This window comes from Stenotrophomonas sp. X, from assembly GCF_055721025.1.
In genome coordinates this window covers 3,315,996-3,342,418 of sequence record NZ_CM146756.1, presented here as the reverse complement: position 1 = coordinate 3,342,418, position 26,423 = coordinate 3,315,996, and the positions used below count along the sequence as shown (strand labels likewise).

At 66.4% G+C, this 26,423-nt stretch carries 20 protein-coding genes and 2 pseudogenes; 11 read left to right on the top strand and 11 right to left on the bottom strand.

What is annotated here, in order from left to right; all coding sequences use genetic code 11:
* Window positions 1-363: 363 nt before the first annotated feature.
* Genes coaE through ACZ75I_RS15425 form a run of 3 tightly spaced genes read right to left on the bottom strand, consistent with a single transcriptional unit; the run spans window position 364 to window position 3,117 of the window.
* Entirely contained in the window at window positions 364-975 is a 612-nt protein-coding gene (gene coaE / locus ACZ75I_RS15435; RefSeq protein WP_472958226.1) for a dephospho-CoA kinase, read from the bottom strand.
* An 11-nt stretch (window positions 976-986) separates the two neighbouring features.
* Window positions 987-1,850, bottom strand: a complete 864-nt coding sequence (locus ACZ75I_RS15430; RefSeq protein WP_065185263.1) for a prepilin peptidase — start codon at window positions 1,848-1,850, stop codon at window positions 987-989.
* A 7-nt stretch (window positions 1,851-1,857) separates the two neighbouring features.
* Window positions 1,858-3,117: a type II secretion system F family protein gene (locus ACZ75I_RS15425; protein WP_061479295.1), complete on the bottom strand. Its 1,260-nt coding sequence runs from the start codon at window positions 3,115-3,117 to the stop codon at window positions 1,858-1,860.
* A gap of 356 nt (window positions 3,118-3,473) precedes the next feature.
* On the opposite strand from ACZ75I_RS15425, the gene ACZ75I_RS15420 reads away from it, so the two are divergent.
* The 3 genes from ACZ75I_RS15420 (at window position 3,474) to pilB (ending at window position 6,377) form a co-directional block, all read left to right on the top strand.
* Window positions 3,474-3,890: a pilin gene (locus tag ACZ75I_RS15420; protein ID WP_061479294.1), complete on the top strand. Its 417-nt coding sequence runs from the start codon at window positions 3,474-3,476 to the stop codon at window positions 3,888-3,890.
* A 160-nt stretch (window positions 3,891-4,050) separates the two neighbouring features.
* Window positions 4,051-4,422, top strand: a complete 372-nt coding sequence (locus tag ACZ75I_RS15415; RefSeq protein WP_061479342.1) for a pilin — start codon at window positions 4,051-4,053, stop codon at window positions 4,420-4,422.
* Window positions 4,423-4,646: 224 nt separating this feature from the next.
* Complete coding sequence (gene pilB / locus ACZ75I_RS15410) at window positions 4,647-6,377, top strand: type IV-A pilus assembly ATPase PilB (RefSeq protein WP_180867457.1); 1,731 nt, start codon at window positions 4,647-4,649, stop codon at window positions 6,375-6,377.
* 173 nt (window positions 6,378-6,550) lie between these two features.
* On the opposite strand, the gene ACZ75I_RS15405 is transcribed toward pilB, so the two are convergent.
* A complete protein-coding gene (locus ACZ75I_RS15405; RefSeq protein ID WP_472958224.1) occupies window positions 6,551-7,924 on the bottom strand; it encodes a sigma-54-dependent transcriptional regulator in 1,374 nt (457 codons plus the stop codon).
* A 60-nt stretch (window positions 7,925-7,984) separates the two neighbouring features.
* Window positions 7,985-9,598, bottom strand: a complete 1,614-nt coding sequence (locus tag ACZ75I_RS15400; RefSeq protein WP_061480577.1) for a sensor histidine kinase — start codon at window positions 9,596-9,598, stop codon at window positions 7,985-7,987.
* Between the two features lie 406 nt (window positions 9,599-10,004).
* Between ACZ75I_RS15400 and sucC the strand changes: the two genes are divergently transcribed.
* The 3 genes from sucC to ACZ75I_RS15385 all read left to right on the top strand — a co-directional run bounded on the left by sucC (window position 10,005) and on the right by ACZ75I_RS15385 (window position 13,889).
* Window positions 10,005-11,174 (top strand): ADP-forming succinate--CoA ligase subunit beta, encoded by a 1,170-nt coding sequence (sucC, locus tag ACZ75I_RS15395; protein WP_005418614.1) that lies wholly within the window; start codon window positions 10,005-10,007, stop codon window positions 11,172-11,174.
* 24 nt (window positions 11,175-11,198) lie between these two features.
* Window positions 11,199-12,074: a succinate--CoA ligase subunit alpha gene (gene sucD, locus ACZ75I_RS15390; protein WP_005418610.1), complete on the top strand. Its 876-nt coding sequence runs from the start codon at window positions 11,199-11,201 to the stop codon at window positions 12,072-12,074.
* 180 nt (window positions 12,075-12,254) lie between these two features.
* The gene (locus ACZ75I_RS15385) at window positions 12,255-13,889 is read left to right on the top strand and encodes an NAD+ synthase (RefSeq protein WP_065178926.1); all 1,635 of its coding nucleotides are present in this window, start codon (window positions 12,255-12,257) and stop codon (window positions 13,887-13,889) included.
* 114 nt (window positions 13,890-14,003) lie between these two features.
* On the opposite strand, the gene ACZ75I_RS15380 is transcribed toward ACZ75I_RS15385, so the two are convergent.
* Together ACZ75I_RS15380 and ACZ75I_RS15375 are read right to left on the bottom strand one after the other, a co-directional pair.
* Window positions 14,004-15,206, bottom strand: coding sequence for a lipase family protein (locus tag ACZ75I_RS15380; RefSeq protein WP_472958223.1), 1,203 nt, complete (start codon window positions 15,204-15,206; stop codon window positions 14,004-14,006).
* Window positions 15,207-15,405: 199 nt separating this feature from the next.
* The gene (locus tag ACZ75I_RS15375) at window positions 15,406-16,293 is read right to left on the bottom strand and encodes an outer membrane protein assembly factor BamD (protein ID WP_032960726.1); all 888 of its coding nucleotides are present in this window, start codon (window positions 16,291-16,293) and stop codon (window positions 15,406-15,408) included.
* A 113-nt stretch (window positions 16,294-16,406) separates the two neighbouring features.
* Between ACZ75I_RS15375 and rluD the strand changes: the two genes are divergently transcribed.
* The 4 genes and pseudogenes from rluD to ACZ75I_RS15355 all read left to right on the top strand — a co-directional run.
* Window positions 16,407-17,396, top strand: coding sequence for a 23S rRNA pseudouridine(1911/1915/1917) synthase RluD (gene rluD, locus ACZ75I_RS15370; protein ID WP_080376926.1), 990 nt, complete (start codon window positions 16,407-16,409; stop codon window positions 17,394-17,396).
* Entirely contained in the window at window positions 17,396-18,166 is a 771-nt protein-coding gene (gene pgeF, locus ACZ75I_RS15365; protein ID WP_180867465.1) for a peptidoglycan editing factor PgeF, read from the top strand. The genes rluD and pgeF overlap by 1 nt, the downstream gene beginning before the upstream one ends.
* Before the next feature lie 20 nt (window positions 18,167-18,186).
* Window positions 18,187-18,694: pseudogene (locus ACZ75I_RS15360) on the top strand (DUF4166 domain-containing protein).
* Window positions 18,669-19,103: pseudogene (locus ACZ75I_RS15355) on the top strand (thiol-disulfide oxidoreductase DCC family protein); the annotation flags it as partial. The pseudogenes ACZ75I_RS15360 and ACZ75I_RS15355, both read left to right, overlap by 26 nt.
* Window positions 19,104-19,176: 73 nt before the next feature.
* Here the strand turns inward: ACZ75I_RS15355 and otsA are convergent.
* From otsA to ACZ75I_RS15335, 4 genes are all read right to left on the bottom strand, one after another.
* Entirely contained in the window at window positions 19,177-20,541 is a 1,365-nt protein-coding gene (otsA, locus tag ACZ75I_RS15350) for an alpha,alpha-trehalose-phosphate synthase (UDP-forming) (RefSeq protein WP_061480565.1), read from the bottom strand.
* Window positions 20,538-22,319: a glycoside hydrolase family 15 protein gene (locus ACZ75I_RS15345; RefSeq protein WP_180867472.1), complete on the bottom strand. Its 1,782-nt coding sequence runs from the start codon at window positions 22,317-22,319 to the stop codon at window positions 20,538-20,540. Before ACZ75I_RS15345 ends, otsA begins: the two co-directional genes overlap by 4 nt.
* Window positions 22,320-22,358: 39 nt before the next feature.
* Entirely contained in the window at window positions 22,359-23,117 is a 759-nt protein-coding gene (gene otsB / locus ACZ75I_RS15340; protein ID WP_180867489.1) for a trehalose-phosphatase, read from the bottom strand.
* 166 nt (window positions 23,118-23,283) lie between these two features.
* Entirely contained in the window at window positions 23,284-25,719 is a 2,436-nt protein-coding gene (locus tag ACZ75I_RS15335; RefSeq protein ID WP_472958221.1) for a TonB-dependent receptor plug domain-containing protein, read from the bottom strand.
* A 212-nt stretch (window positions 25,720-25,931) separates the two neighbouring features.
* Between ACZ75I_RS15335 and ACZ75I_RS15330 the strand changes: the two genes are divergently transcribed.
* A complete protein-coding gene (locus ACZ75I_RS15330; RefSeq protein ID WP_032957546.1) occupies window positions 25,932-26,414 on the top strand; it encodes a DUF3574 domain-containing protein in 483 nt (160 codons plus the stop codon).
* The last annotated feature ends 9 nt before the right edge of the window (window positions 26,415-26,423 follow it).

The window sequence follows — 26,423 nt, the reverse complement described above, 5'->3', positions numbered from 1 at the left end:
CAGGAAGATAGATGGTTGCCGTGCGTCTTTTCGGATGTCTCGTAGGTGTGCTGATGGTCGTCTATGGCATTGCAGTCATGGACGATGCACTGATTGGGACGGGTCCTTGCCGGGCCAACTGCGGTCTTTATAGCGCCTTGATTCGTTTGTTCGGGCAGTCGGCTTATAACAAATTGATGGGATTTTCCTGGATTGTCGCGGGAGTGATGTTCACTTTTGCTTCCGTTGTGGTTTGGCATGGAAAAGGATCTGCGGAAAGGCGTAGGCGGGAAAAAGGTCGCCGGGGCCGATCCAGATGAGTGGGTGAAATATCTCAGGAGATCCAAGTTGTGCGTGAAAACGCTTCCGCGCAATGCGGACCGCTCAACCCCCAGCCAACCCTAGATAGCGCTCATGCAGCGCTTCCACCTGCGCCTGCAGGTCTTCCGGGTGGCCATCGTTGACCACCACATCATCGGCCAGTGCCAACCGCTGCGCACGGCTGGCCTGGGCGGCGATCATCTTGTCGGCCAGCGTGGCGTCGATGCCGTCGCGCTGCATCAGCCGGGCGTGCTGCACGGCTTCGGGTGCATCCACCAGCAATACCCGGTCCAACCACGGGTAGGCTTGCCGGCCGCCGACCTCGGTCAGCAGCGGGATGGCGGCAATCGCATAGGGGCTGGCGGCCTGCTCGCACTGCTGTTGCATCAGCAGACGGATGGCCGGGTGGGTGATCGCTTCCAGTGCCGCCCGCTCGGCCGGGTCGGCAAATACGTGGGCACGCAGGCGCACCCGGTCCAGGCTGCCATCCGCCTGCAGCATGTCGGCGCCGAAACGCTCGGCGATGCGGCCCAGGGCAGGGCTGCCGGCAGCAACCACCGCGCGGGCGGCCAGGTCGGCGTCGGCCACCACGATGCCCAGCGCCTCGAAGCGCCGGGTCACCTCGCTCTTGCCGGCGGCAATGCCACCGGTCAGGCCAACCACATACCGGCTCATGGGGATTCCCCTCAGCGCAGTCCGCTCAACACCAGGTACTGCTCGACCACGGGCGCGCCCCACATGAAGTACAGCCAGCCTGCGATGGCCAGGTAGGGGCCGAACGGGATGGGCGTGGCGCGGTCACGGCCCCGGGTATACAGCCAGATCGAGCCGATGATGGCGCCCAGCACCGACGACAGCAGGATGATCGGCAGGATGCCCTTCAGCCCGCACCAGGCGCCGAGGGCGGCCAGCAGCTTGAAATCGCCGTGGCCCATGCCTTCCTTGCCGGTCAGCTGCTTGAACAGCCACCAGACCATCCACAGCGACAGATAGCCCACCGCCGCGCCGACCAAGGCAGGCTTGGCCGGCATATACAGGTTGTCGATGTTGCCTATCAGGCCCAGCCACATCAGGGGCAGGGTCAACTGGTCGGGCAGCAGCTGGGTGCGCAGGTCGATGCCGGACAGGGCGATCAGGAAGCAGGTCAGCACGATGGCGCCGAAACCCTGCCAGCCGAAGCCGAACTGCCAGACGCAGGCCAGCACCAGCACTGAAGTCAGGGCCTCGACCAGCGGATACTGCAGCGAGATCGGCGCCTTGCAGTGGCGGCACTTGCCGCCCTGGATGAGCCAGCTGAACAGCGGGATGTTCTCGTACCAGCTCAGCTTGTGCTTGCAGTGCGGGCAATGCGAGGGCTCGACCACGATCCCCGGTGGTGGGGGCTCGTAGAAGTCCGGTTCCTCCAGGACCTCGCGCGCATCACGCTTCCACTGCCACTCCAGCCGTTTGGGCAGGCGCAGGATGACGACGTTGAGGAAACTGCCCAGCAGCAGCCCCAGGGCGGCCGCGGCGGGGTAGCCGAGGCCGGGATGCTGGTCGAGAAATGCCATTCAGTAATTATCCGACAACGGCGGCAAGTTTGAAGATGGGCAGGTACATGCCGATGACCATGCTGCCGACAATGGTACCAATGATCACCATAATCACAGGCTCCAGAAGGCTGCTCAACGCGTCAACGGCGTTGTTGACCTCCTGCTCATAGTACTCGGCCACCTTGAACAGCATGGCGTCCAGGGCGCCGGCCTCTTCGCCGATGCCGGTCATCTGGATGACCATGTGCGGGAACAGGGCGGTCTGTTTCATGGCCATGTTGACCGGATATCCGACCGACACGTCGTCGCGCATGCGCAATACGGCATGCTCGTAAACCGTATTGCCGGTGGCGCCGGCCACGATGCCCAGAGCTTCCACCAGCGGCACGCCGGCCTTGAAGGTTACGGCGGTCGTGCGGGCAAAGCGGGCGATCGAGCTGTTGTGCATGATCTGCCCGATGACCGGTAGCTTCAGGACCAGCCGATCCATGCCGTGTTGCATGCGCGGAGAGCGCTTGTAGGCGGCGAAGAAGCCGCCAATCGCCCCTATGCTGATCAGCAGAATCAGCCACCACCAAGAAACCATGAAGCGGGAAAGGTTAACGATCATCTGGGTGAACGCAGGCAGATCCGCGCCGAAGCCTTTGAACACATCCTCGAACTGCGGTACCACCCAGACCAGTAGGATGCCGCTGACGATAAGTGCAACTGCCAGCACCATGACCGGGTAGAACAAGGCCTTTTTTATCTTGCCCTTCAGAGCTTCGATGTTCTCCTTGTAGGTCGCCACGGTGTCCAACACCGTCTCTAGCACGCCAGCGCCTTCGCCCGCACGCACCAGATTTCGGTACAGCTCGTCGAACTGTACAGGGTGGCGGCTGATCGCTTCGTACAGCGAAGAGCCGCCTTCAATGTCGGTCTTGACAGTTTCAACCAGCTTCTTCATCCGCGGGTTCTTGTGACCGCTGCCGATGATGTCCAAGGCGCCGACAATTGGTACCCCCGACTTCATCATGGTGGCCATCTGCCGGCTGAAGAAGGCGATGTCTTTCGGAGTTACCTTGCTACCCGCTGCACCGAAGAGCGGCTTGGGCTTTGGCTTGACCGTGCCAGGATTAATGCCTTGGCGGCGCAGCTCGGCCCGAAGCAGGTTCGCGTTCTTCGCGGTCTGCTCACCCTTCATCTTCACGCCCCGCTTGTCGGTCCCCTCCCAGACAAACGGTTGCAGTTCCGTGGTGCTGCGCGCCACGGGCTCCTTCTTGATCGTACTGCGACTGACAGACATATCGGCTCCCCAAGACCCGCCATCCCCAGGCGGGCGTCTAGCCGTCGATGGTAGCGGGTTCATGCCCGTCTGGGCAGTTGCCAAGGGGCCCATGATGCGAATTCGTGCCGGGTGCCGACCAAAGGTGACGCACTGCGTCACATTGCCGCGTCCATCGCAGATTCGCATGCGGGGGGTTCCCATCCGAGAAATAGCTGCCATCATGGGCGCGGGGAAATCCAGGGGGAGGCGTGCCGGGGTTGGCACGCAACCTGCGTTGATCCACCCGCAGGGGGCAGGACCCGCTCAGCTGGCCGCTGGCCAGACCGATCCTGTGCTCTGAAATCAACCACCACTTATCTTGGGGATGTACCAAAATGAAGAACCAGAAGGGCTTCACCCTTATCGAACTGATGATCGTCGTTGCGATCATCGCCATCCTGGCCGCCATCGCCCTGCCGATGTACCAGGACTACGTTGCCAAGTCGCAGGTCGGTGCCGGCCTGGCTGAGATCACCCCCGGCAAGACCAACGCCGAGACGCTGATCAACGAAGGTCTGGCTGCTGACGTCACGGATGTGACCAAGATCGGCCTCACTGCTTCGACCACCCGTTGCGCGATTACTACGAATATTGAGACCAGTGGCGCTGCGACCATCACCTGCACGCTCAAGGGTAATCCGAAGATCAATAACGGTACCGTGGTGTGGACTCGCGCTGCTGCCGCAGGCACCTGGGCATGCAGCACCACTGGTGGCGCCGCAGATGACAAGTACAAGCCGAAGGGCTGCTAATCCCATCTGGATTGGCTGAAGAAGGCCCCGCTTGTCGGGGCCTTTCTTTTGTCGCCTCGTACATTTTGAGTTGCAAGTTTCGCGTCGAAGGCAGTGGGGGATTGCCGTGAAATACAGGGGGATTGTCGTGAACGAGAAAGGTTTTACATTGATCGAGCTGATGATTGTGGTTGCCATCATCGCGATACTCGCGACCGTAGCGCTGCCGATCTATCAGGCCTATGCAGCCAAAGCACAGTTGGGGGCGGCGCTCGCTGAAATTAGACCCGGCAAGACGACAATCGAGGCGGTCGTACAAGATAGTCGTGATAGCACGCTAGTAGATCCAGCTTATGTTGGTATCGCCCCGTCTACGCGCTGCTCTGCTGTATCTGCCCAACTTGCCTCTGATGGAGTGGCCACCATCGGATGTACGCTGCTCGGGGGGCCTGCCGTCAACGGCAAAGACCTCATCCTCCGCCGCGCAGCCGACGGCACCTGGACCTGCGACGGCAGCGCCTTCGAAGCGCGCTATCGCCCAACCGGCTGTTGATCACACTTCGGCTTGCCAATGGGATGTTGGCGGGCCGTTGACGGGGCTATCATCCCGGGGGGAGTCAGGATCGTGCCTGCCGGGCTGGGAGTGCCGGGCGAGGCAGTCATGCTGAAGGATTGGCGTCGTCGTCGGCCAGTGGGTCGCGGCAGGTTCTGCTGCCCTGTGCGGTGCCCCTGGAGGGCGCGCCGCACTGCCTGACCCATGATGAGCCAAGGATTCATATGAACGCCGTAACCACCGCCAATCTCGTCGGCATCACCGGCCTGGCCCGTCGCCTGGTCCAGGATGGTGCGCTGGACGAGGCTTCCGCCCGCGACGCGATGGCCAAGGCCGCCGCGGCCCGCCAGCCGCTGCCGACCTGGTTCGCGCAGAACAAGGTGGTTGGGGCAGCCCAGTTGGCGGCCGCCAATGCGGTCGAGTTCGGCATGCCGCTGTTCGACGTGTCCACGTTCGACGCCAGCCAGAACGCGATGAGCCTGGTCAGCGAGGAGCTGCTGCGCAAGCACAACGTGCTGCCGCTGTTCAAGCGCGGCGGCAAGCTGTTCGTGGGCACCAGCAACCCGACCCATTCGCTGGACGAGATCAAGTTCCACACCAATCTGGTGGTGGAGCCTATCCTGGTCGATGAAGACCAGATCCGCCGCACGCTCGAGCAGTGGCATGCCAGCCATGACACGCTGGGCGACGCGCTAAGCGGTGACGACGATGGCATTGGTAACCTGGATGTGTCCGGCGGTGACGAGGACATTTCCGGGGGCGGCGACGCCGGCATCGATGCCAAGGGCGATGACACCCCGGTGGTGAAGTTCGTCAACAAGGTGCTGGTGGACGCGATCCGCAAGGGCGCCTCGGACATCCACTTCGAGCCCTATGAAGACGACTACCGCGTGCGCCTGCGCATCGATGGCCTGCTGAAGATGGTCGCGCGCGCGCCGGTGAAGTTGAACCAGCGCATCGCCGCGCGCCTGAAGGTGATGGCGCAGCTGGACATCGCCGAGAAGCGCGTGCCGCAGGACGGACGCATCAAGCTCAACCTGTCCAAGACCAAGCAGATCGACTTCCGCGTGAGTACGCTGCCGACCCTGTTCGGCGAGAAGGTGGTGCTGCGTATCCTGGACGGTAGCGCGGCCAAGCTCGGCATCGACAAGCTGGGTTACGAGCCGGACCAGCAGAAGCTGTTCCTGGAAGCCATCCACAAGCCGTACGGCATGGTGCTGGTGACCGGCCCGACCGGTTCGGGCAAGACGGTGTCGCTGTACACCGCGCTGGGCATCCTCAACGACGAGACGCGCAACATCTCCACCGCCGAAGACCCGGTGGAAATCCGCCTGCCCGGTGTCAACCAGGTGCAGCAGAACAACAAGCGCGGCATGACCTTTGCCGCGGCACTGCGCTCGTTCCTGCGACAGGATCCGGACATCATCATGGTCGGCGAAATCCGCGACCTGGAAACGGCCGAGATCGCGATCAAGGCGGCGCAGACCGGCCACATGGTGCTGTCCACGCTGCACACCAACGATGCGCCGCAGACCATCGCGCGCCTGATGAACATGGGCATCGCGCCGTACAACATCACCAGCTCGGTGACGCTGGTGATCGCGCAGCGCCTGGCGCGCCGGCTGTGCAACAACTGCAAGCGCCCGGCCAATCTGCCCGAGCATGCGCTGCTGGCCGAAGGCTTCACCCAGGCACAGCTGGACGCGGGTATCGAGCTGTACGAGGCGGTCGGCTGTGATGAGTGCACCGAGGGCTACAAGGGCCGTACCGGTATCTACCAGGTGATGCCGATGACCGACGAGATCGCCACGATCGTGCTGGCTGGCGGCAATGCGTTGCAGATTGCCGAGGCCGCACAGCAGATCGGGGTGAATGACCTGCGCCAGTCGGCGTTGAAGAAGGCTGCTGCGGGTGTCACCAGCCTGGCCGAGATCAACCGCGTTACCAAGGACTGAGGTAGAGCCGAGCCCATGCTCGGCTGAGGTACCGAAGAGCAGCCGAGCGTGGGCTCGGCTCTACAGTAGATCCACGCCATGCGTGGATGATCGGCCACGGGTCCCATAATAGATCCACGCCATGCGTGGATGGCGCGGTCCCGACCACCGCGCAGCCGGGCATGGGCTCGGCTCTACTCCATCCCCAGCTTCTTCAGCTTGTAGCGCAGCGCGCGGAAGGTAATCCCCAACTGCGCGGCGGTGCGGGTCTTGTTCCAGCGGTTTTCTTCCAGCGCGCGCTGGATGGCGCTGCGCTCGAGCTGTTCGATGTACGAGGGCAGGGCGGCGCTGCCGGGCTGCAGGTCCACCACGGCCTCGGCGTGCGCTGCGCTGCCGGGCGTGCGCGGGCCATGCTGCGGCAGGCGCAGGTCGTCGGCGCCGATGCGGTCTTCTTCGGCCAGGGCCAGCGCGCGTTCCAGGATGTTCTCCAGTTCGCGCACGTTGCCGGGGAAGGCGTACTGGGCCAGTGCATCCAATGCCGACGGCGCCAGCAACGGCGTCGGGCGGCCGTGGCTGCGGGCCAGCCGTGCCAGCACCGACGCGGCCAGTTCCGGCAGGTCCTGGCGACGCTCGCGCAGCGGCGGCACCCTCAGTTCGATCACGTTGATGCGGTAGTAGAGGTCGTGGCGGAAACGGCCGTCCTCGACCAGCTCGGCCAGGTCCTTGTGGGTGGCCGAGAGGATGCGCACGTCCACCGGCTCCTCGTTGGCGGCGCCGACCGCGCGCACCGACTTTTCCTGGATCGCGCGCAGCAGCTTCACCTGCATCTGCAGTGGCAGCTCGGCCACTTCGTCCAGGAACAGGGTGCCGCCATGCGCGGCCTGGAACAGCCCGGGCTTGTCGGCGTGGGCGCCGCTGAAGCTGCCCTTGCGGTGGCCGAAGAATTCGCTCTCCATCAGCTCGCCGGGAATGGCACCGCAGTTGACCGGTACGAACGGGCCGGCCGCGCGGGCGCCCTGGGCGTGGATGGTGCGTGCGACCAGTTCCTTGCCCACGCCGGATTCACCGAGGATGTAGACCGGCGCCTGGCTGCGCGCGACCTTGCCGATGGTGGTACGCAGCACGTCCATGGCCGGCGAGTCGCCAAGCAGGCGTGCGCCCTGTTCGGCGGCAGGGCCAGGCGCGGGGCGCTCGGTGTTGTTGAGTTCCAGCGCGTGCTTGACCAGGCCACGCAGCACGGCGATGTCCACCGGCTTGCTGACGAAATCGAAGGCGCCGGCCTTCAGCGCTTCCACCGCCAGGTCCATGCTGCCAAAGGCAGTGATCATCGCCACCGGCGTGCGCGGGTAGTGCTGGGCGATCTCGCTGACCAGCTCGATGCCATTGCCGTCGGGCAGGCGCATGTCGGTGATGCACAGGTCGTACGGATTGCTGGCCAGCAGTTCGCGCGCTTCGGCAAGGTTGGCTGCGGTACTGATGCGCAGCCCCATGCGGCCGAGCGTCAGTACCAGCAGTTCGCGGATGTCGCGTTCGTCGTCGACGACGAGGGCGCTGCGGGTTTCGTTCATGGGCGTGAAAGATAAACGAGGGGGCTGGAAGCGACAAATGTTTGACGCACAGAATGGAGATCAGGTGGGCAACAGCGTATGCGGGCCGGGCAACACCAGGCGGAAGCAGGAGCCGCCGGCGGGCACCGGGATGTAGTCCAGCCGTGCCTGGTTGGCCCGGCACAGCTCGCGGGCGATGTACAGGCCCAGCCCGGTGCCGTGCTCGGACGTGGTGAAGAACGGCCGGAACAACTGCGCGGCCACGCTCTCGGGAATGCCGGGGCCACGATCCATCACGTCGATGACCGCACTGCGCTCGTGCTGCGCCACGCGCAGGCGCACTCGCGCCGGCTGCTGGCCGATGCGCCCGTACTTGAGCGCGTTGTGCACCAGCACGGTCAGCACCTGGTAGAGGTGCTTGCTGTCGACCTGGGCCAGCACCGAGGTGTCGTTGATGATCGGTTCGATGCTGTCGGTCTCCAGCGTCTGCCCCTGCTTGTACTCCAGCACGAAGCGGCGCACGAAGGCGGCCAGGTCGACGTTTTCGGGCGTGGCGCGCTCGCGCCGGGCCAGGCCCAGCACGCTTTCGACGATGCCGTTGGTGCGCTGGCACTGCTGGCGGATGATCTGCAGCAGGCGGCGGTCGCTTTCGTTGAAGCCGGTGCCTTCCTCCAGCAGCTGCACCGCGTAGTTGATCGCGGCCAGCGGGTTGCGGATCTCGTGGGCGAGGCTGGCCGAGAAGCGCCCCATTGCTGACAGGGTGAGCGACTCGGCACGGCGCGAGACCACGCTGGAGTCGTCCAGGAACACCAGGGCCAGCTCGCTGCCGGCCAGCAGGCGCGCAAAGCGGGGCTGCACTTCGGGCTGGTCGGGGTTGAGCTGCAGCGGCAGTTCGTCCTGGGCCCAGCCGTTGCGCCAACGCTGCAGGCGACGGGCCAGTTCCGGGGCGGCGCTGGCCAGGTCCAGGCGGCCGCTTTCGCCGCTGCCGTCGCTGTCACCGAGCAGCATCGAGGCGGCCTCGTTGGCCAGGGTGACACGGTTGTCGGCGTCGACCACCAGCACGCCGGTGCGCATGCGGCGGATGATCAGCTCGTTGATCTGGAACAGGTTGGCTACTTCGTCGCCGCGCTGGTTGGCCAGCTGCTGGTTGCGGCGCGCGCGGCTGCCGACCTGGTAACTGATGAAGGCCAGCGCCAGGTAGCTGGTGGCGAACATCGCCAGTTCGGCCAGGGTACGGGTGGGGTCACCACCTTCCAGCAGCTTCCAGGTGTATTCCACGCCGGTGGCGAGGCTGGCGGCCAGGGCCAGGCCCAGCCCCAGGCTGAGCGGCAGCAGGGTGGCGGCGGCGGCGATGTTGAACAACAGCGACATCGAGATGCCGGCGCTGGCACCGGGCAGGGCATGTGACAGCAGGGTGGCGGCGACGATGTCCACCAGCACGCCGCTGACCACGATCGGGCGCAGCCAGCGTTCGTTGCGGCCGATCACCAAGGCCAGCAGCGACAGCACCAGGTAGATGGCGGCGACGGTGTCGGCCAGCCGCGGGTGGTGGGCTTCGCCGACCATGGCCGACAAGGGGCTGTAGAGCAGGGCGGCGATGACCGAGGCGATCAGGACCCGGTACAGCGCGAAGAAATACAGCTCACGCCGCGGAATCGATTCGATGCGGTCGATCAATGAAGCACTGGGTGACACGCCGGAACTCCCCTTCTGGCTGCCTGGGTCTGGAATCTGCGGCGGGCCTGCCCGGCGTCCCCTGAGGCCGGGCGGTACGTCGCTTCGATGTGGCCTGCGGTGGAAGCCGTCGAGCACCCCCGACGCTGCACACCCTGGTTGACCAGTATAGGGCCCCCGGCAGGCGCCCGCCGGTGCGGCGCGGATCGCGCATTTGGCCTGGGATGGATACCGCTGGCCAGCCGGCCCCCGGGCGCAACTGCCTGAATGACGGCGGAAATCTGGCCGGGTCTGGCGTTTTGTACAGACTTCTTTGCGCCCCGGCGCCGGCTCGGCCACAATAGTGGGCCCGCCGCGGTCCGTGCCGGTGCCTCTTCCAGGGGCCCTGAGGAATTGCGTGCGGTCGTTCCTATTCCCACGGTGACGCATGAATTTCCACGAATACCAGGCAAAACAACTGCTTGCCGAATACGGCATCCCGGTCCCGGCCGGCAAGGTCGCGGCGACCCCGGACGAGGCGGTTGAAGTCGCCCAGTCGCTGGGCCAGGGCCCCTGGATGGTCAAGGCGCAGATCCACGCTGGCGGCCGCGGCAAGGCTGGCGGCGTCAAGTTCTGCAAGACCGTCGACGACGTGAAGGCCGCAGCGGCCAAGATGCTCGGCACCAAGATGGCCACCTACCAGACCGCCGGCGTCGAGCTGCCGATCAACCTGGTGCTGGTGACCACCGCCGGTGAGATCGTCAAGGAGCTGTACCTGTCGGTCCTGGTGGATCGCGGCACCCGCACCATCAGCTACATCGCCTCTTCCGAAGGCGGCATGGAAATCGAGCAGGTCGCTGCCGAGACCCCGGACAAGATCCACACCCTGAACGTGGACTTCGTCGAGGGCGTGCAGGGTTACCACGGCCGTGACATCGGCTTCAAGATGGGCCTGACCGCCAAGCAGGCCGGCCAGTTCGCCAACATCATGGTGAACCTGTACCGCATCTTCAACGAGAAGGACCTGGCGCTGGTTGAGATCAACCCGCTGGCGATCCTGGACGACGGCAACCTGTACGCGCTGGACGGCAAGTTCAACAGCGACGACAACGCCAACTTCCGCCACAAGGAACTGGTCGCGATGCGCGACAAGTCCCAGGAAGATGAAACCGAAGTGACCGCTTCGGAACTGGACATCAACTACGTCACCATGGACGGCAACATCGGCTGCATGGTGAACGGTGCCGGCCTGGCCATGGCCACCATGGACGTCATCAAGCTCAACGGCGGCGAGCCGGCGAACTTCCTGGACGTGGGCGGCGGTGCGAACAAGCAGCGCGTCATCGAAGCGTTCAAGCTGATCCTGTCCTCGGACAAGGTTGAAGGCATCTTCGTCAACATCTTCGGCGGCATCGTCCGCTGCGACATGATTGCCGAAGGCATCATCGCCGCCGTGAAGGAAGTGGGCGTCAAGGTTCCGGTCGTGGTGCGCCTGGAAGGCACCAACGTGGAAGAGGGCAAGCAGCTGCTGCGTGACAGCGGCATGGCCATCATCCCGGCTGACAACATCAACGACGGCGCCAAGAAGGTCGTTGAAGCGGTCAAGAACGCCGCCTGATCCACGACACCGAAGGAAATTCCCATGTCTGTTTTGATTAACAAGAACACCAAGGTGATCGTGCAGGGCTTCACCGGCCAGCAGGGCACCTTCCACGCCACTCAGATGATCGAGTACGGCACCCAGGTTGTTGGCGGCGTGACCCCGGGCAAGGGTGGCACCACCCACATCGACCTGCCGGTCTTCAACACCGTTGCCGACGCCGTGCAGAGCACCGGCGCCAACGCGTCGGTCATCTACGTGCCGCCGCCGTTCGCGGCCGACGCGATCCTGGAAGCTGCGGCTGCCGGCATCAAGGTCATCGTCTGCATCACCGAAGGCATCCCGGTGCTGGACATGCTGCGCGTGAAGAACGTGCTGACCCGTTCCTACCCGGACACCGTGCTGATCGGGCCGAACTGCCCGGGCGTCATCACGCCGGGCGAGTGCAAGATCGGCATCATGCCGGGCCACATCCACAAGCCGGGCAAGATCGGCATCGTGTCGCGTTCGGGCACCCTGACCTATGAAGCGGTCAAGCAGACCACCGAAGTCGGCCTGGGCCAGTCCACCTGCATCGGCATCGGCGGTGACCCGATCAACGGCTTGAACTTCGTCGACTGCCTGAAGCTGTTCAACGAAGACCCGCAGACCGAAGGCATCATCATGGTCGGCGAAATCGGCGGTGACGCTGAAGAAGCCGGCGCCGAGTACATCAAGAACCACGTGAAGAAGCCGGTCGTCGGTTTCATCGCCGGTGCGTCGGCTCCGGCCGGCAAGCGCATGGGCCACGCGGGCGCGATCGCCTCGGGCGGCAAGGGCACCGCGGAAGGCAAGTTCGCCGCGATGGAAGCCGCTGGCGTGGTCACGGTCCGCTCGCCGGGCGACCTGGGCGCTGCCATCGCCAAGCTGGTGAAATAAGATCGGCTGCCTCGCGCAGACGATGCTGTAGAGCCGGCCGCTGGCCGGTTGCCTGAAACAGAAAGGCCGCCTTTGGGCGGCCTTTCTGCGTCTGGCGTGTGATCAGATCCCTTTTGCCATGCAAAAGGGATCTGACCCCGGCGTTACAATGGAAGCATTGCAACCACAGGCTGGATTCCCATGGCTTCGATCCGCATCGCGATGGCGCAGTTCGACTTCCCGGTCGGCGACGTCGCCGGCAACACCGAGCGCATCATCGAGATGATCGGCCAGGCGCGCGATGAGTACGGCGCCGAGCTGGTGATGTTCCCCGAGCTGGCGGTGAGCGGCTATCCGCCGGAGGACCTGCTGCTGCGCCCGGGTTTCCTGTACGAGTGCGAGCAGGCGTTGACCCGCATCGCCACCGCCTGCCGTGGCATCACCGCCGTGGTCGGCTGGCCACAGGCGGCTGGCGCGGTGGTCTACAACGCTGCCAGCGTACTGCGTGACGGCCTGGTCGAGCAGACCTACCGCAAGCGCGAACTGCCCAACTACGCGGTCTTCGACGAGCGCCGCTACTTCGACGTCGATCCGGATGGTGGCAGCTGCGTGTTCGAGGTCAATGGCATTCCGGTCGGCCTGCTGATCTGCGAGGACCTGTGGTTCGCCGAGCCGCTGGCCGACACCATGCGCGCGGGTGCGCAGCTGGTGGTGGTGCCGAATGCTTCGCCCTACGAGCGTGGCAAGCACGCCCAGCGCGACGCCGTGCTGGCCGCGCGTACCCGCGAGAGCGGGGCGGCCATCGCTTACCTCAACGTGGTGGGCGGCCAGGATGCGCTGGTGTTCGACGGTGCTTCGGTGGTGGCGGATGGTGATGGCACGGTGCACCCGGCCGCTGCTGCCTTCGTCGACCAGTGGCTGGTGGTGGAGTATGACGGTGAGACGCGCCGCTTCATGCCGCATGTGTGGATGGACGACGGCGACGAGAGCATGGACGCGCTGGCCTGGCGCGCGGTGACCCGTGGCATCCAGGACTACTGCCGCAAGAACGGTTTCAGGAAGGTGTGGCTGGGCCTGTCCGGTGGCATCGACTCGGCCCTGGTGCTGGCATTGGCCGTGGATGCGATGGGCGCGGAGAACGTGACCGCCGTGCGCCTGCCGTCGCGCTACACCGCCGGCCTGTCCAACGACCTGGCCGCCGAGCAGTGCCGGGCGCTGGGGGTGAAGCTTGAGGCTGTGTCGATCGAACCGGCGTTCAAGGGCCTGATGGAATCGCTGGCGCCGATGTTCGAAGGCACCGCGCCGGACGTGACCGAAGAGAACCTGCAGTCGCGCAGCCGCGGCGTGATCCTGATGGCGCTGGCCAACAAGTTCGGCGGCCTGCTGCTGACCACCGGCAACAAGAGCGAGTACGCGGTCGGCTACGCCACCATCTACGGCGACATGTGCGGTGGCTACGCGCCGCTGAAGGACCTGTACAAGACCGAAGTATTCGGCCTGTCCAAGTGGCGCAATACCGTGGGCGGCGCACCGGTGATCCCGCCGGCGGTGATCAGCCGCCCGCCGTCGGCCGAGCTGCGCGAGAACCAGCTGGACCAGGACTCGCTGCCGGCCTATGACGTGCTGGACGGCATCCTCTACCGCTACATCGACCAGGAGCAGTCGCGCGGCGAGATCGTGGCCGCCGGCTACGACGCAGCCGTGGTCGACCGCGTGCTGCGCCTGGTGCGCATCAGCGAGTGGAAGCGGCACCAGGCCGCGCCGGGGCCGAAGGTCTCGCGCCGCGCGTTCGGCCGCGAGCGGCGTTACCCGATCAGCAACGGCTACAAGGGCTGAGGCAGCGCTTGGCGGGTCGTGCCGGCCGCTGGCCGGCAACCCGTTGGCCCCTCTCCGGTGGGTGCGGAGCTTGGTCCGCACGATGGTCGAAGATCATCCTCGTTCGGCGTGGATCTACCGGGCTTCGTCGAGCAACTGTTCGAGGCCGGCGGTTTCCGCAGCGTCGTTGAAGTGGTCATCCTCAAACCGCGCACGTACGAACGCCAGGCCATCGGCCGCCGCCGCGTCCAGCGTGCCCCGGTGGTCGACGGGGTAGCGCCGGAACGCGACCGGCTCGCCTCGCAGGGCCAGCCCAGCGGCGTACAGCAGGGTGGTCAGGTAGGGCACATCGCGGTCCTGGCTGCCATGGCCCAGCATCAGCGGTTGGCTGAAGCCGCGGCGCGGTACGCCGAGATAGTCGTACAGCACCGCCCAGATGCCCGGCACGCTGGCCAGCGGCGCAGTGAACATGCTGCCGGTGTCGGTGCCGTCCAGCGTGGTGGCCAGTTCGCCCAGGCACTGCTCGCGTGCCACGGCCACACGGGCGCGGCCGGCGTCGCTGAGGACGCGGTCGATCTGCGGCGCGACCTGCAGCAGGCCATCGAGCAGATACGCGTGATACGCGTTGAGCGCGCCCGGATTGGCGGTGCGGTTGTCCGGCTTCATCACCAGCGCGGTCAGTTCGACTGCGGTGGGCGTGCCGGTGGTGAAGCTGCCGCGGTACTGCAGCGAGGGCCCACCATAGATGGGGGCCATGTGGCCCGCCGTGAGCGCGGCGGCACCGCCCTGCGAATGGCCGACCGACACCCAGCGCGGCGACAGCGTCCCGTTGCCGAGGTACTGGCGGCTGGCCTTGATCATGTCGATGGCATTGCGCGCGGCAGTGCGCACATGCAGATAGGCATGGCTGCCTGGGCTGCCGAGCCCCTGATAATCCGCGGCGACCACTGCATAGCCCTGTGCCAGGAACCGATCGAGAAAGCGCCCGTCGCGTTCGGGTTGGTAGGGGCCGGAGACCGAGGGCGCACAACGATCCGCAATGCCCTGGGTGCCATGCGCCCACGACACCACCGGCCAACCGCCGATGGGCGGCGTGCCGGCGGGCAGGTACAGCAGGCCGGTGCCTTCGGCCAGCTGCCCGCGGTGATCCGGGGTGCGGTAGTGCAGTTTGTAGGCCTGGGCGGCCTGGGACGGCACCCAGGTGGCGCGATAGGGGGCTGCGGACAGCAGATCGCCCGGTGCGCCCTGTGCGGCGGCCGGCGGCGCCGAGGCCAGCGCCAGCAGCGCGATGGCGAGGAGGCAGGACAGAGGGCGGATACTGCAGGGCAGTGAGGCCATGGGGCGCTCCGTGATGGCCGGTGTGGCCGTGGCGCTGCAGTGTGGATGGCCGTGCCCGGGCGGGCTGCGACCGGCGTCGCATCCGCCGTGGATTCGTAGCATTCCTAGGTGCCGGCCCCGGTGCGGGGACGCGGACGAGGAAAGCAGTCGAGCATGGCTCGACTCTAAAAAGAAGAAGGGCCCCTTTCGGGGCCCTCGCTTACTTCTTTTCCAGTCGCGCGTTGCGCTGGCCGGTGCTGGCGGACTTCTCGCCGGCGAACGGGTTCAGCTTGCGGATCATCCACGGGTACTTCGGCCACTTGCCTTCCAGCCACGGGTGGTCCGGCTGGTTCAGCTGCAGGACGCGGCGGGCGTCGTCGGCCAGGGTCTTGTTGCCCAGGTGGGTGTAGGAATCGGCCAGCACGGCCACGGCGTCGTACTGGAAGGCGCTCTGCGGGTAGGTTTCCAGCAGGTAGTTGGCGCGGCCCACGGCTGACACCCAGGCGCCGCGGCGCATGTAGTACAGGGCGTTGTCCAGCTCGTGCTGGGCGAACACGTCACGCAGCTCCAGCATGCGCTGGCGCGCATCGGCGGCGTAGCGGCTGTTCGGATAACGATCAACCACGATGTTGAAGTCCGAGTAAGCCTGGTGCGGCGTGGACAGGTCGCGGCGGCTGGCATCCAGCGACCATACGCGGCGCAGGAAAACCGTACTGCGGTTGGAGTTGGCCAGGCCGCGTAGGTAGTACAGATAGGCAATGTTGCGGTGGGTCGGGTAGGTACGGATGAAGCGGTCGATGCTGGACACCGCGTCATCGTGCTTGCCGGCCTTGTACTGGGCGTAGGCGGTTTCGATCATCGCCTGCTCGGTGTACGGACCGTACGGATACTGGGCCACCAGGCGGCGGAAGCTGGCTTCGGCGCCGCTCCAGTTGCCGCCCTGCATCAGCTTGTGGCTTTTCTCGTACAGCTGTTCGACCGGCACGCCTTCATCGGGGCGATCACCCTTCTTGGCGCCGCGATGGCAGCCGGTTGCGGCGATGACCAGCACCAGCAGCAGGGCGGTGAGGCGGACGGGCGCGGAGAGCATGGCGGAGCGTCGGATCATGGGGTCGAGGCGGGACGCGGCTGGAATACGAAGGGTCGATGATAGCCTAGTGTCCTGTCCAGCGACTGAAACCGGCCGCCGGGACCCCAAAATTTCAAAGAATGCCCCCTGCCATGTCTGAACAACCCTCTGAATCGGCCCGCCAGGCCATCGTCCCCGACACCGCTGCGGGCCGTCGTTTCGACGCGGTCGTGGCCGAACTGTTCCCCGAATACTCGCGCTCGCGGTTGACCGAGTGGATCAAGGCCGGTGAGGTCCTGCTGGACGGTGCCCAGGTGCGCCCGCGCGATCCGCTGCGTGGCGGCGAGGTGGTGACCCTCAACGCGGTGCTGGAAACCCAGACCGACGCCCAGCCGGAGGACATCCCGCTGGACGTGCTGTTCGAGGACGAGCACCTGCTGGTGATCAACAAGCCGGTGGGCCTGGTGGTCCATCCGGGTGCCGGCAACCACAGCGGCACCCTGGTCAACGCGCTCCTGTTCCGCGATCCGTCGGTGGCGGTGCTGCCGCGCGCCGGCATCGTGCATCGCCTGGACAAGGACACCAGCGGCGTGATGGTGGTGGCCAAGACCCTGGAAGCGCAGACCGCGCTGGTCGAGCAGCTGGCGGCACGTGACGTGCACCGTCAGTACCTGGCCATCGTGATGGGCGCACTGGTGGCCGGTGGTACTGCCGATGCCCCGATCGACCGCCACCCGCGCGACCGCCTGAAGATGGCGGTGCGTGAGGACGGCAAGGAAGCGGTGACCCACTACCGCCTGCGCGAGCGCTTCCGGGCACACACCGCGCTGGAGTGCCGCCTGGAAACCGGCCGTACCCACCAGATCCGCGTGCACATGGCGCACGTGCGCCATCCGATCATCGGCGACCCGCTGTATGGCGGCGCGCTGAAGCTGCCCAAGGGCGCCAGCGACGAGCTGGTGGCCGCGCTGCGCGGCTTCAAGCGCCAGGCCCTGCACGCCGAGACCCTGGAGTTCACGCACCCGATCACCGGTGAACCGGTGCGCAACACCGCGCCGGTGCCGGAGGACATGCTGCACCTGCTGAAGGTGCTGCGCGAAGACAGCGAAGCCTTCGCCGCCCGCGAGCGGGACCGCTGGTGATGGCGGCCGCGCTGCCGTTGCTGCAGGCCGACTGGCCGGCGCCCGCAGGCGTCCATGCGCTGACCACGCGCCGGCACGGTGTGGGCATCTCGCCGGCGCCGTTCGCGCAGTTCAACCTGGGCAACCGGCACGCGGCCGATGGTGATACCCCGGCCAACGTGGAGCACAACCGCCAGCTGCTGCAGCAGGGGCTGGCGCTGCCATCGGCGCCGCACTGGCTGCGCCAGGTGCACAGCAGCACCGTGCTGCGCTTCGATGCACCGCCGGTGCCCGGCGCGAGCGAGCCGGTGGCCGACGCGGCGGTAACCTCGGTGCCGGGCGTGGTGCTGGCGATCCTGACCGCCGACTGCCTGCCGGTGGTGTTCGCCGCCGCCGACGGCAGCGAGGTGGGCGCGGCCCACGCCGGCTGGCGCGGCCTGTCCGACGGCATGCTGGAGGCCACGGTGGCCGCCCTGCAGACGCCGCCGGCGCAGCTGCGGGCCTGGTTGGGCCCGGCCGCCGGGCCGTCCGACTATGAGATCGGCGAGGAGGTCTATCACGCCTTCGTCGGCCATGATCCCGCTGCTGAGCGGGCGTTCGTCGCGACCCGTCCCGGACACTGGAAAGTGGACCTGTTCGCGCTGGCGCGGCAGCGCCTGCAGTCTGCGGGGATGGACCCGGCACAGGTGTATGGCGGCACGGTGTCGACGATGGCCGACCCGGACCTGTATTCGCATCGGCGCGATCGTCGCACCGGGCGCATGGCGACCCTGGCCTGGATCGCGCCCTGACTCCGCCGCTGTTCGCGCGTGTGCTGGGGCCGGCCTTCGTCACCCTGGCAGGACCGGTGCAGGCGCTGCATGCCGCGCCGTTGCCGTGCCGCTACGCAGGGCAGGCCTGCATCGTGAGGGGGCGGCACTGGCTGGTGCCGCTGCTGGCTGCGTTGGCGCGGTTGCCACAGGACGGTGACGCGCTGCCCACCGAGGTGGCGTTCAACCGCTACCGGCAGGGCGAGCAGTGGGCGCGGCGGTTCGGGCGCTGGCCAATGGTGTCGCGGCTGTGGGCGCACGACGGGCATCTGCGCGAGCAGCTGGGCGCGGTGCGCTTCGAGTTCGCGCTGCGGGCCCGCGACGGTGGTATCGACTGGTCGGTGCGCCGGGTCTGGGCGTTCGGGCTGCTGCCGCTGCCGACGCGTTGGTTCGGCGGTGTGCGCTGCCGTGAAGCCTGGCAGGGCGAGCGCTACACTTTCCTGGTCGATGTGACGCTGCCCCGGGGCCGGAGCCCTGATCCGCTATGAAGGTTGGCTCGAACCGCGGTGACGCTGCCGCCGAGGCTGGCAGCGCGGTGATCGTGTTCGATGGCGTGTGCGCACTGTGCAACCGCTGGGTGCGGTTCCTGCTGCGTTTCGACCGCAGGGGGCGCTACCGCTTTGCAGCGATGCAGGGGCAGAAGGGCAGCGCGATGCTGCGCGCGCACGGGCTGGATCCGCAGGACCCGATGTCGTTCCTGCTGCTGGACGCACAGGATGCCTGGACCGATACCGATGCGATCCTGCGCGTACTTGCGGGGCTGGGCGGCGCCTGGCGCCTGGCCGGCGTGCTGCGGCTCGTGCCGCGCGGCTGGCGTGATGCGGCGTATCGCGCGCTGGCACGCAACCGCTACCGCTGGTTCGGTCGGCATGACACCTGCCATCTACCCGCACCGGAACAGGTCGCGCGGTTCCTGGACTGGAGAAAAAGGGGACGGAGGGGATTAAGTCGTTTGTGCACAAACGACTTAATCCCCTCCGTCCCCTTTTTCTTCAGCCTTCGAGTGCGTCGAGGTAGCTGCGGCGCCAGTGGTTGATGTCGTAGGTGCGCAGATGTTCCATCATCGCGTGCCAGCGTTCCTTGCGCCTGCTCAGCGACATCGTCGCTGCGGTGGCGATCGCATCGGCCACGCCGTCGAGGTCGTGCGGGTTCACCAGCAGTGCCTGCTTCAGTTCGTCGGCGGCGCCGGCCAACAGTGACAGCACCAGCACGCCGGGATCCTCCGGGTCCTGCGAGGCCACGTATTCCTTGGCCACCAGGTTCATGCCATCGCGCAGCGGCGTGACCAGGCCGACCGCCGCCGCCCGGTAGAAGCCGGTGAGCGTGGCATGGGTGAAGTTCTGGTTGACGTAGCGCAGCGGCGTCCAGTCCGGCTCGGCGTGGCCACCGTTGATGTGGCCGGCGATCTGTTCCAGTTGGCTGCGCAGCTGCCGGTACTCGGTGACATCGCCGCGCGAGACCGGCGCGATCTGCAGGTAGGTGAGCGAGCCGCGCTGGTCGGGGTGGCGCTGCAGGTAGCGCTCGAAGCCGAGGAAGCGTTCGGGCAGGCCCTTGGAGTAGTCCAGGCGATCCACGCCGATCGCCAGCTGGCGGTCCCGCAGGCTGCTGCGCAGGTTCTTCACTGCGGTCTTGGTCGCGGCGGTGCCGGCCTGGCGCGCGATCAGTTCGGTGTCGATGCCGATCGGGAAGGCCGCCGCGCGGAATCGGCGCCCACCGGGTGCTTCCAGCTCACCGTTGTCGAGCACGCGGCCACCACCGAACAGGCGCAGGTAGGTCTGGAAGCGATCGGCATCGCGCTGGGTCTGGAAGCCGACCAGGTCGTAGGCGTACAGCGCGGAGAACAACCGCAGATGATCGGGCATGGCCTGCAGCAGGTCGGCCGACGGCATCGGGATGTGCAGGAAGAAACCGATGCGGCAGCCGATGCCGCGCTCGCGCAGCAGTGCGCCGAGCGGGATCAGGTGGTAGTCGTGGATCCAGACGATGTCGTCCTCGCGCAGCAATGGCGCGAGCTTGTCGGCGAACAGCGCATTGACCTTGTGGTAGGTCTCGCGGGTGCCGCGGTCGTAGTCGACCAGGTCCAGCCGGAAGTGCAGCAGTGGCCACAGCGTGCGGTTGGCGAAACCATTGTAGTAGCCATCGACTTCGCGCTTGCTCAGGTCCATGGTGACGTAGTCGATGTCACCGTCCTTCTGCCGGTGCAGCGTGCCGCTGCCTTCCTTCACGGTCTTGCCGCTCCAGCCGAACCACAGGCCGCCGCGCTCCTTCAGGGCGGCCAGCAGGCCGACCGCCAGGCCGCCTGCGCGGTTCTCGCCGGGCACGGCCACACGATTTGATACCACGACCAGACGACTCACGATGCCTCCTGCCAGGACCGCGACAGGCGCATCGCGGCGGTGATCAGGCCGACATGCGAATAGGTCTGCGGGAAGTTGCCCCAGGCCTCGCCGGTGTCGAAGGCCAGATCCTCCGACAGCAGGCCCAGGTGATTGCGCTGCCTCAGCAGCAGTTCGAACATCTCGCGCGCCTCGTCCAGGCGCCCGATCGCCGCCAGTGCATCGATGTACCAGAACGTGCAGATGGTGAAGCTGGTTTCCGGTTCACCGAAGTCATCCGGAGCGACATAGCGGTACAGCGAATTGCCATGCTTGAGGTCACGGCCGATGGCTTCGACGGTGGCGATGAAGCGGGCGTCCATCGCGTCGATGAAGCCGATGTCGGCCAGCAGCAGCAGCGAGGCGTCCAGGCGATGGCCACCGAAGGTATCGGTGAAGTGGCCCAGCTCTTCGCTCCAGGATTCGGCCATGATGCGCGCGTGGATGGTGTCGGCACGTGTGCGCCAGTAGTGGGCGCGGTCGTCGCGCTTCAGCCGTACGGCGATCTTGCACAGGCGGTCACAGGCGGCCCAGCACATCGCGCTGGTGTAGGTGTGTACCTCGGTGCGGCCGCGGAACTCCCACAGGCCGGCATCGGGTACGTCATGCAGGGCGAAGGCCTGCTCGCCGAGGGGTTCGAGGCGGGCGAAGGTGTGCGCATCACCCGGGTCCTGCAGGCGCCGGTCGAAGAACAGCTGCGTGGACGCCAGCACGACGCTGCCGTAGACATCGTGCTGGCGCTGCACCCAGGCCAGATTGCCGCGCCGTACCGGGCCCATGCCGCGGTAGCCGGACAGGCTGGGGACCTCATCTTCGTCCAGCTTCGCTTCGAAGCCGATGCCGTACAGCGGCTGCAGCGTGCCGTCGGTGGTGGCCAGGTTGAAGATGTAGCCGAGGAACTGTTCCATCGTGCGCGTGGCGCCGAGGCGGTTCAGTGCGCGCACCACGAACGCCGCATCACGCAGCCAGCAGTAACGGTAGTCCCAGTTGCGCACGCTGCCGGGGGCTTCCGGAATGGAGGTGGTCATTGCCGCGATGATCGCGCCGCTGTCCTCGTACTGGCACAGCTTCAGGGTGATCGCACTGCGGATCACCGCGTCCTGCCATTCCAGCGGGATGGACAGGTAGCGCACCCATTCGCGCCAGTAGTCTCGGGTGCGCTGGAAGGCTTCCTGCACATAGCCACTGATCGAGCGGTTGAGCGATTCATCCACGCCCAGGATCAGGTGGATGGAATGGTTGAGTACGAACGGCAGACCGTCGCGCACGAAGCGCACCGGTACATCGGTGGTCAGCCGCAGCACATGCTCGGGCAGGATCCAGCGCACATGGTTGCTGCCCCAGGTGGACTCCGGCACGCGCGCGCCCCAGTCCGCCAGTGGCCGCGCACGCACGGTGATGCGCGGACTGCCGGCCAGCGGACGCACCTGGCGGATCAGGCTGACCGGGCGGTAGAAACGGTCGTTCTGGCGCCAGCGCGGGGCGAAATCGAGGATTTCCAGTTCGCCGCCGTGCGCGTCGCGCAGCACAGTGCGCAGGATCGCGGTGTTGGTCAGGTATTCCTGCTCGCTGCTCGCGAAGTCCTCCAGCTCGATGGCGAAGTCGCCACCGGTCTGCTGGTTGGGACCGAGCAGGGCACAGAAGGTGGGGTCGCCGTCGAAGGTGGGCAGGCAGCTCCAGACAACGCGGGCACGTTTGTCGACCAGGGCGCCGAAGCTGCCGTTGCCGACCACGCCCAGATCAAGATCTGGTTGGGTCATCACGCGGTACATCTCGGTTGCGGCCGTGGGGTGGCCGGGTCAATAGGCATTCTCACGCAGCCAGGCGTGCACGCTGCGTATGTCGGGCAGCGCGAACACCGCCTTGCTGGGTTCCCGCTCGCCCACCAGCACGCTCCAGCCATGCTGGACGTTGGCGGCGTCGAAGCCGAATTCATCGGTGAGGTCGTCACCGAGGAACACGGGAAGGCGGCCGCGGAAGGGCAGGTACTGCATCATCCGGCGCACGGCGCGTCCCTTGTCGGTGCCGACCGGGACGAATTCGACCACATGGTCGCCCGGTTGCAGGCGGTAGCCGGCGCGGCCGCGCACGTGGCGGTCGGCGAAGGCGCGCACATCGCTGGCGGCATGTGGCGCGCCGCGCCAATGCAGGGCCAGGCCGGCGCCCTTGTCTTCCACCAGCACGCCGGGATGGCCGTGGGCGAAACGCATCGCCTGCTGGTGCAGCGCGTGCAGCCACTCGGCGGTGTCGTCGTCGTGTTCGTCGCGCAGCACACGACCATCCTGGCCACGCAGTTCATGGCCGTGAAGGCCGGCGGCAGGCAGTTGCAGCGGGGCGAACAGCTTGTCCAGCTGCTCAAGCGGGCGACCACTGACCAGTGCCACGGCACCTTCCAGGCGGTCGCTGATGCGGCCGATGGCTTCACGCACATCCGGCAGCAGCTGCACGGCATCCGGGCGCGCAGCGAATTCGATCAGGGTGCCATCGACATCGAGGAACAACGCACAGGCATCGTCCAGCAATGGCGGTGGCGGACGCAGGGGGAGCGGTTCAGCCATGAAGCCCAGCTTGCCAGCGTGGGCGTGTACGTGGGGTCGAGGGCAGGCTACGGCCTTGCTTCGGTGGGTGCCGACCGTTGGTCGGCATAAAGGGTCAGCCTGCATTGAACCCGGGCAGTGCGGACCAACGGTCCGCACCCACCCAAGGCAATTACACCCAGAGCAATCAGAAGGTATAGCGGACGCGGCCGTAGTAGTACGCACCGTTGCTGCCGATCGGCGACAGCACGTCGTACGGCAGGTTGCCGAAGTAGTGGATATCGCTGTTGGATCGATCCGGGTAGTTGTCGGTCAGGTTCTGCCCACCGAGGGCCACGCTCCACTGCGGGGTGATGCGGTACTCCACTTCCGCGTCCAGCTGCCACTCGGCCTGGTAGGTCTGGCGCGGGATGTAGCCGTCACCGAAGTTGAACACGCGGGTTACGCTGCCGTAGCGGTTCACGCGGGTGCTCAGCGACCAGCGGTCGTTGCTCCATGCGGCCGAGAAACTGCCGCGCGTGCGTGGCGTGGCATCGGTAAGCGTGTTGGTCTCTTCGATGCCGAACAGCACGTAGTCCGGGTCCAGCGCCTGCAGCTGGGCCGGCGTGGCCAGCACGTTCTTCAGCGTGGTCTTGGTATATGCATAGGTGCCGGTCAGCAGCAGCTGGCCATCGCCCAGCGACTGGCGCCAGTTGCTCACCAGCTCGGCGCCACGGGTGCGGGTATCGGCCGCGTTGACGAAGAAGCTGGCGCTCTGCAGGCCGCTGACGCCGTAGTTGGCGGCCACATAGTCGGTCAGTGCATCGCCAGTGATGCTCTCCGATAGCGCGATGCGGTCGTCGATGTCGATCTGGAAGAAGTCCAGCGACAGGTCGAAATGCTCGCCGATGCGGCTGGTGAAACCGAGCGAGGTGTTCAGCGACTTCTCTGGCTTCAGGTTCTGTGCCCCCAGGCCGCGTGCGATCGGATTGTTGACCGACAGCAGGCGGCCCTGCACCAGCTGGCCAGCTGCGTTGTAGCCGGTGGAGGTGGACTCGTAGCCGATCTGTGCCAGCGACGGCGCGCGGAAGTTGTTGGAGATCGCGCCGCGCAGCGCGAACGCCGGGGTGAACTCATAGCGCAGGCCGAGCTTGCCGGTCAGTTCACCGCCGAAGTCATCGTTGTGCTCGTAGCGCGCGGCCAGATCGGTGGAGAACTTCTCGCCGAACTGGCTGGACAGGCTGGCGTAGGCGCTGGCCACATCGCGCGACAGGGTGGCCGCGTCCTGTGGCGTCAGGCCGCCACCGGCCTGCGAACCGGTCGGGCGGTCGGTGTACGGGCCGGCCGCATAGCTGGCCGGGTCACCGGGACGGGTCTGGTAGCGCTCGTGGCGTGCTTCCACGCCCAGGCCCAGGGTGTGGCTGATGCTGTCGTTCTGGGTGAACACGCGGCTCAGATCGAGATTGCCCACCGTCTGTGCGTACTGGTAATCGGCGGTCTTGAAGCGGGTCGGGCTGGTCGGGCCCAGCGAGGCGTTGAGCGAATCACGCAGGCGATAGGTGAAGTCATTCTGGCCGTAGTCCAGGCTGCCGTCGTAGCTCCATTCGCTCCACTGCCCGCGCACGCCGGCCACGGCCTGCACGTCGCGGTTCTCACCTTCGGAGATCGGCCGGTAGCCGTTCGGATAGACCTGCTTCCAGTTGGCATCGCCATCGGGATAGCGGAAGTAGTTTGCGCCTTCGGTGTCGCGCTGGTTGAAGGTGCCGAACGCGTAGAACGTCGAGGTCTGGCCCACCGGAATCTCGGTGTTCAGCCACAGGTTGATGTCCTTGCTCTTGCCATCGCCCAGCACATAGTTGCGCTTGCCCTGCAGCACCAGGTTGCCCGGGGTCTGGTCCCACGGCGGAATCTGGTCGAAGCCGGCGCGGTTGGTGCCGTTGCGGTGCTTGTATTCCAGGCCGACGCGCAGGAAGCCACCGTCCTCGCCCAACGAGGTGCCGACCTTGGCGCTGAGGTTACCGGTCTGGCCATCGGTGAGGGTGCGGCCGATCGGCTTGAGGTCGGTGTGGTTGGCACCGTAGCTCGCCTCGATCTCGCCGCCGTCACCGCCGTTGTCGAGGATCACGTTGATCACGCCGGCCACGGCGTCCGAGCCGTACAGCGCACCGGCGCCATCGCGCAGCACTTCAATGCGCTTGATCGCGCTGACCGGAATCGAATTGAAATCGACCGGGGTGGTGCCCTTGCCGATCTTGCTGTCGGTGTTGACCAGCGCGGTGTGGTGGCGGCGCTTGCCATTGACCAGCACCAGCACCTGGTCCGGCGACAGACCACGCAGCTGCGCGGCGCGCACATGGTCGGCGCCACCGGAGTTGGACTGGCGCGGGAAGTTGAACGACGGCAGCAGCGCCTGCAGCGCGCTGCCCAGCTCACCGTTGACCACGCCGGCCTTGCGGATGTCCTCGGCGGTGAGCACATCCACCGGCGAGGTGGATTCGAGCACGGTGCGGTCGGCGGCACGGGTGCCGGTGACGATCACCGTATCCAGGTTGGTGGCGTCCTGGGCCAGCGCCGGGGCGGCGGCGGTTGAAAGCGCGAGGGCGATGGCGAGGCCGAGCGGCGACGCGGGCAGGCGGGCGGACATGGGGGCTCCAGCAACAACGACGGCGGGGAAGGGGAGATAGTTTCACTTACATCCATCCGGATGAAGCGATATATTATCTTCGCGTGATGACCGGTGCCGATGCAAGCCCCTGCCGGTCCGGCATGAGCTGATGCCCGGTTGGCATCAGCACGCCGGGCCGGTGGCGCTGTACGCTGCCGGCTCGCCTTGTCCCCTTCCCCGGAGCTGTACCGATGAAACACCTTGGCCTCGTCTTCGCCGTGCTGTTGGCCACCAGCGGCTGCGCCAGCCTCTCTTCGCAGGCGCCCAGCGCCTATGCCACGGCCACCACCGCCGAACTGAAGGGCGATGCCGCACGCCCGTCCGCCGGCCACGGCTGGGTGCGCAGCGAGCTGTACTTCGGCGTAGGCGAAGAGCAGGGCGCCGGCAACCGTCCGCAGGCCGACACCATCAGCGACGCGCAGTGGCGCGCCTTCCTGGACAAGGAAGTGACCCCGCGCTTCCCGGACGGCCTGACCGTGTTTGATGCCTATGGCCAGTGGCTGTTCCGCGGCGATGCCGCGCCCAACCGCCTGCGCACCAAGGTGCTGGTGGTGCTGCACGAGGACACCCCGCAGCGCCGCGCCGATATCGAAGCGATCCGCCTGGCGTGGAAGCAGCAGACCAGGCATCAGTCGGTGCTGTGGTCGCGGCAGCCGGTCGAGGTATCGTTCTGAGTTGAAGGT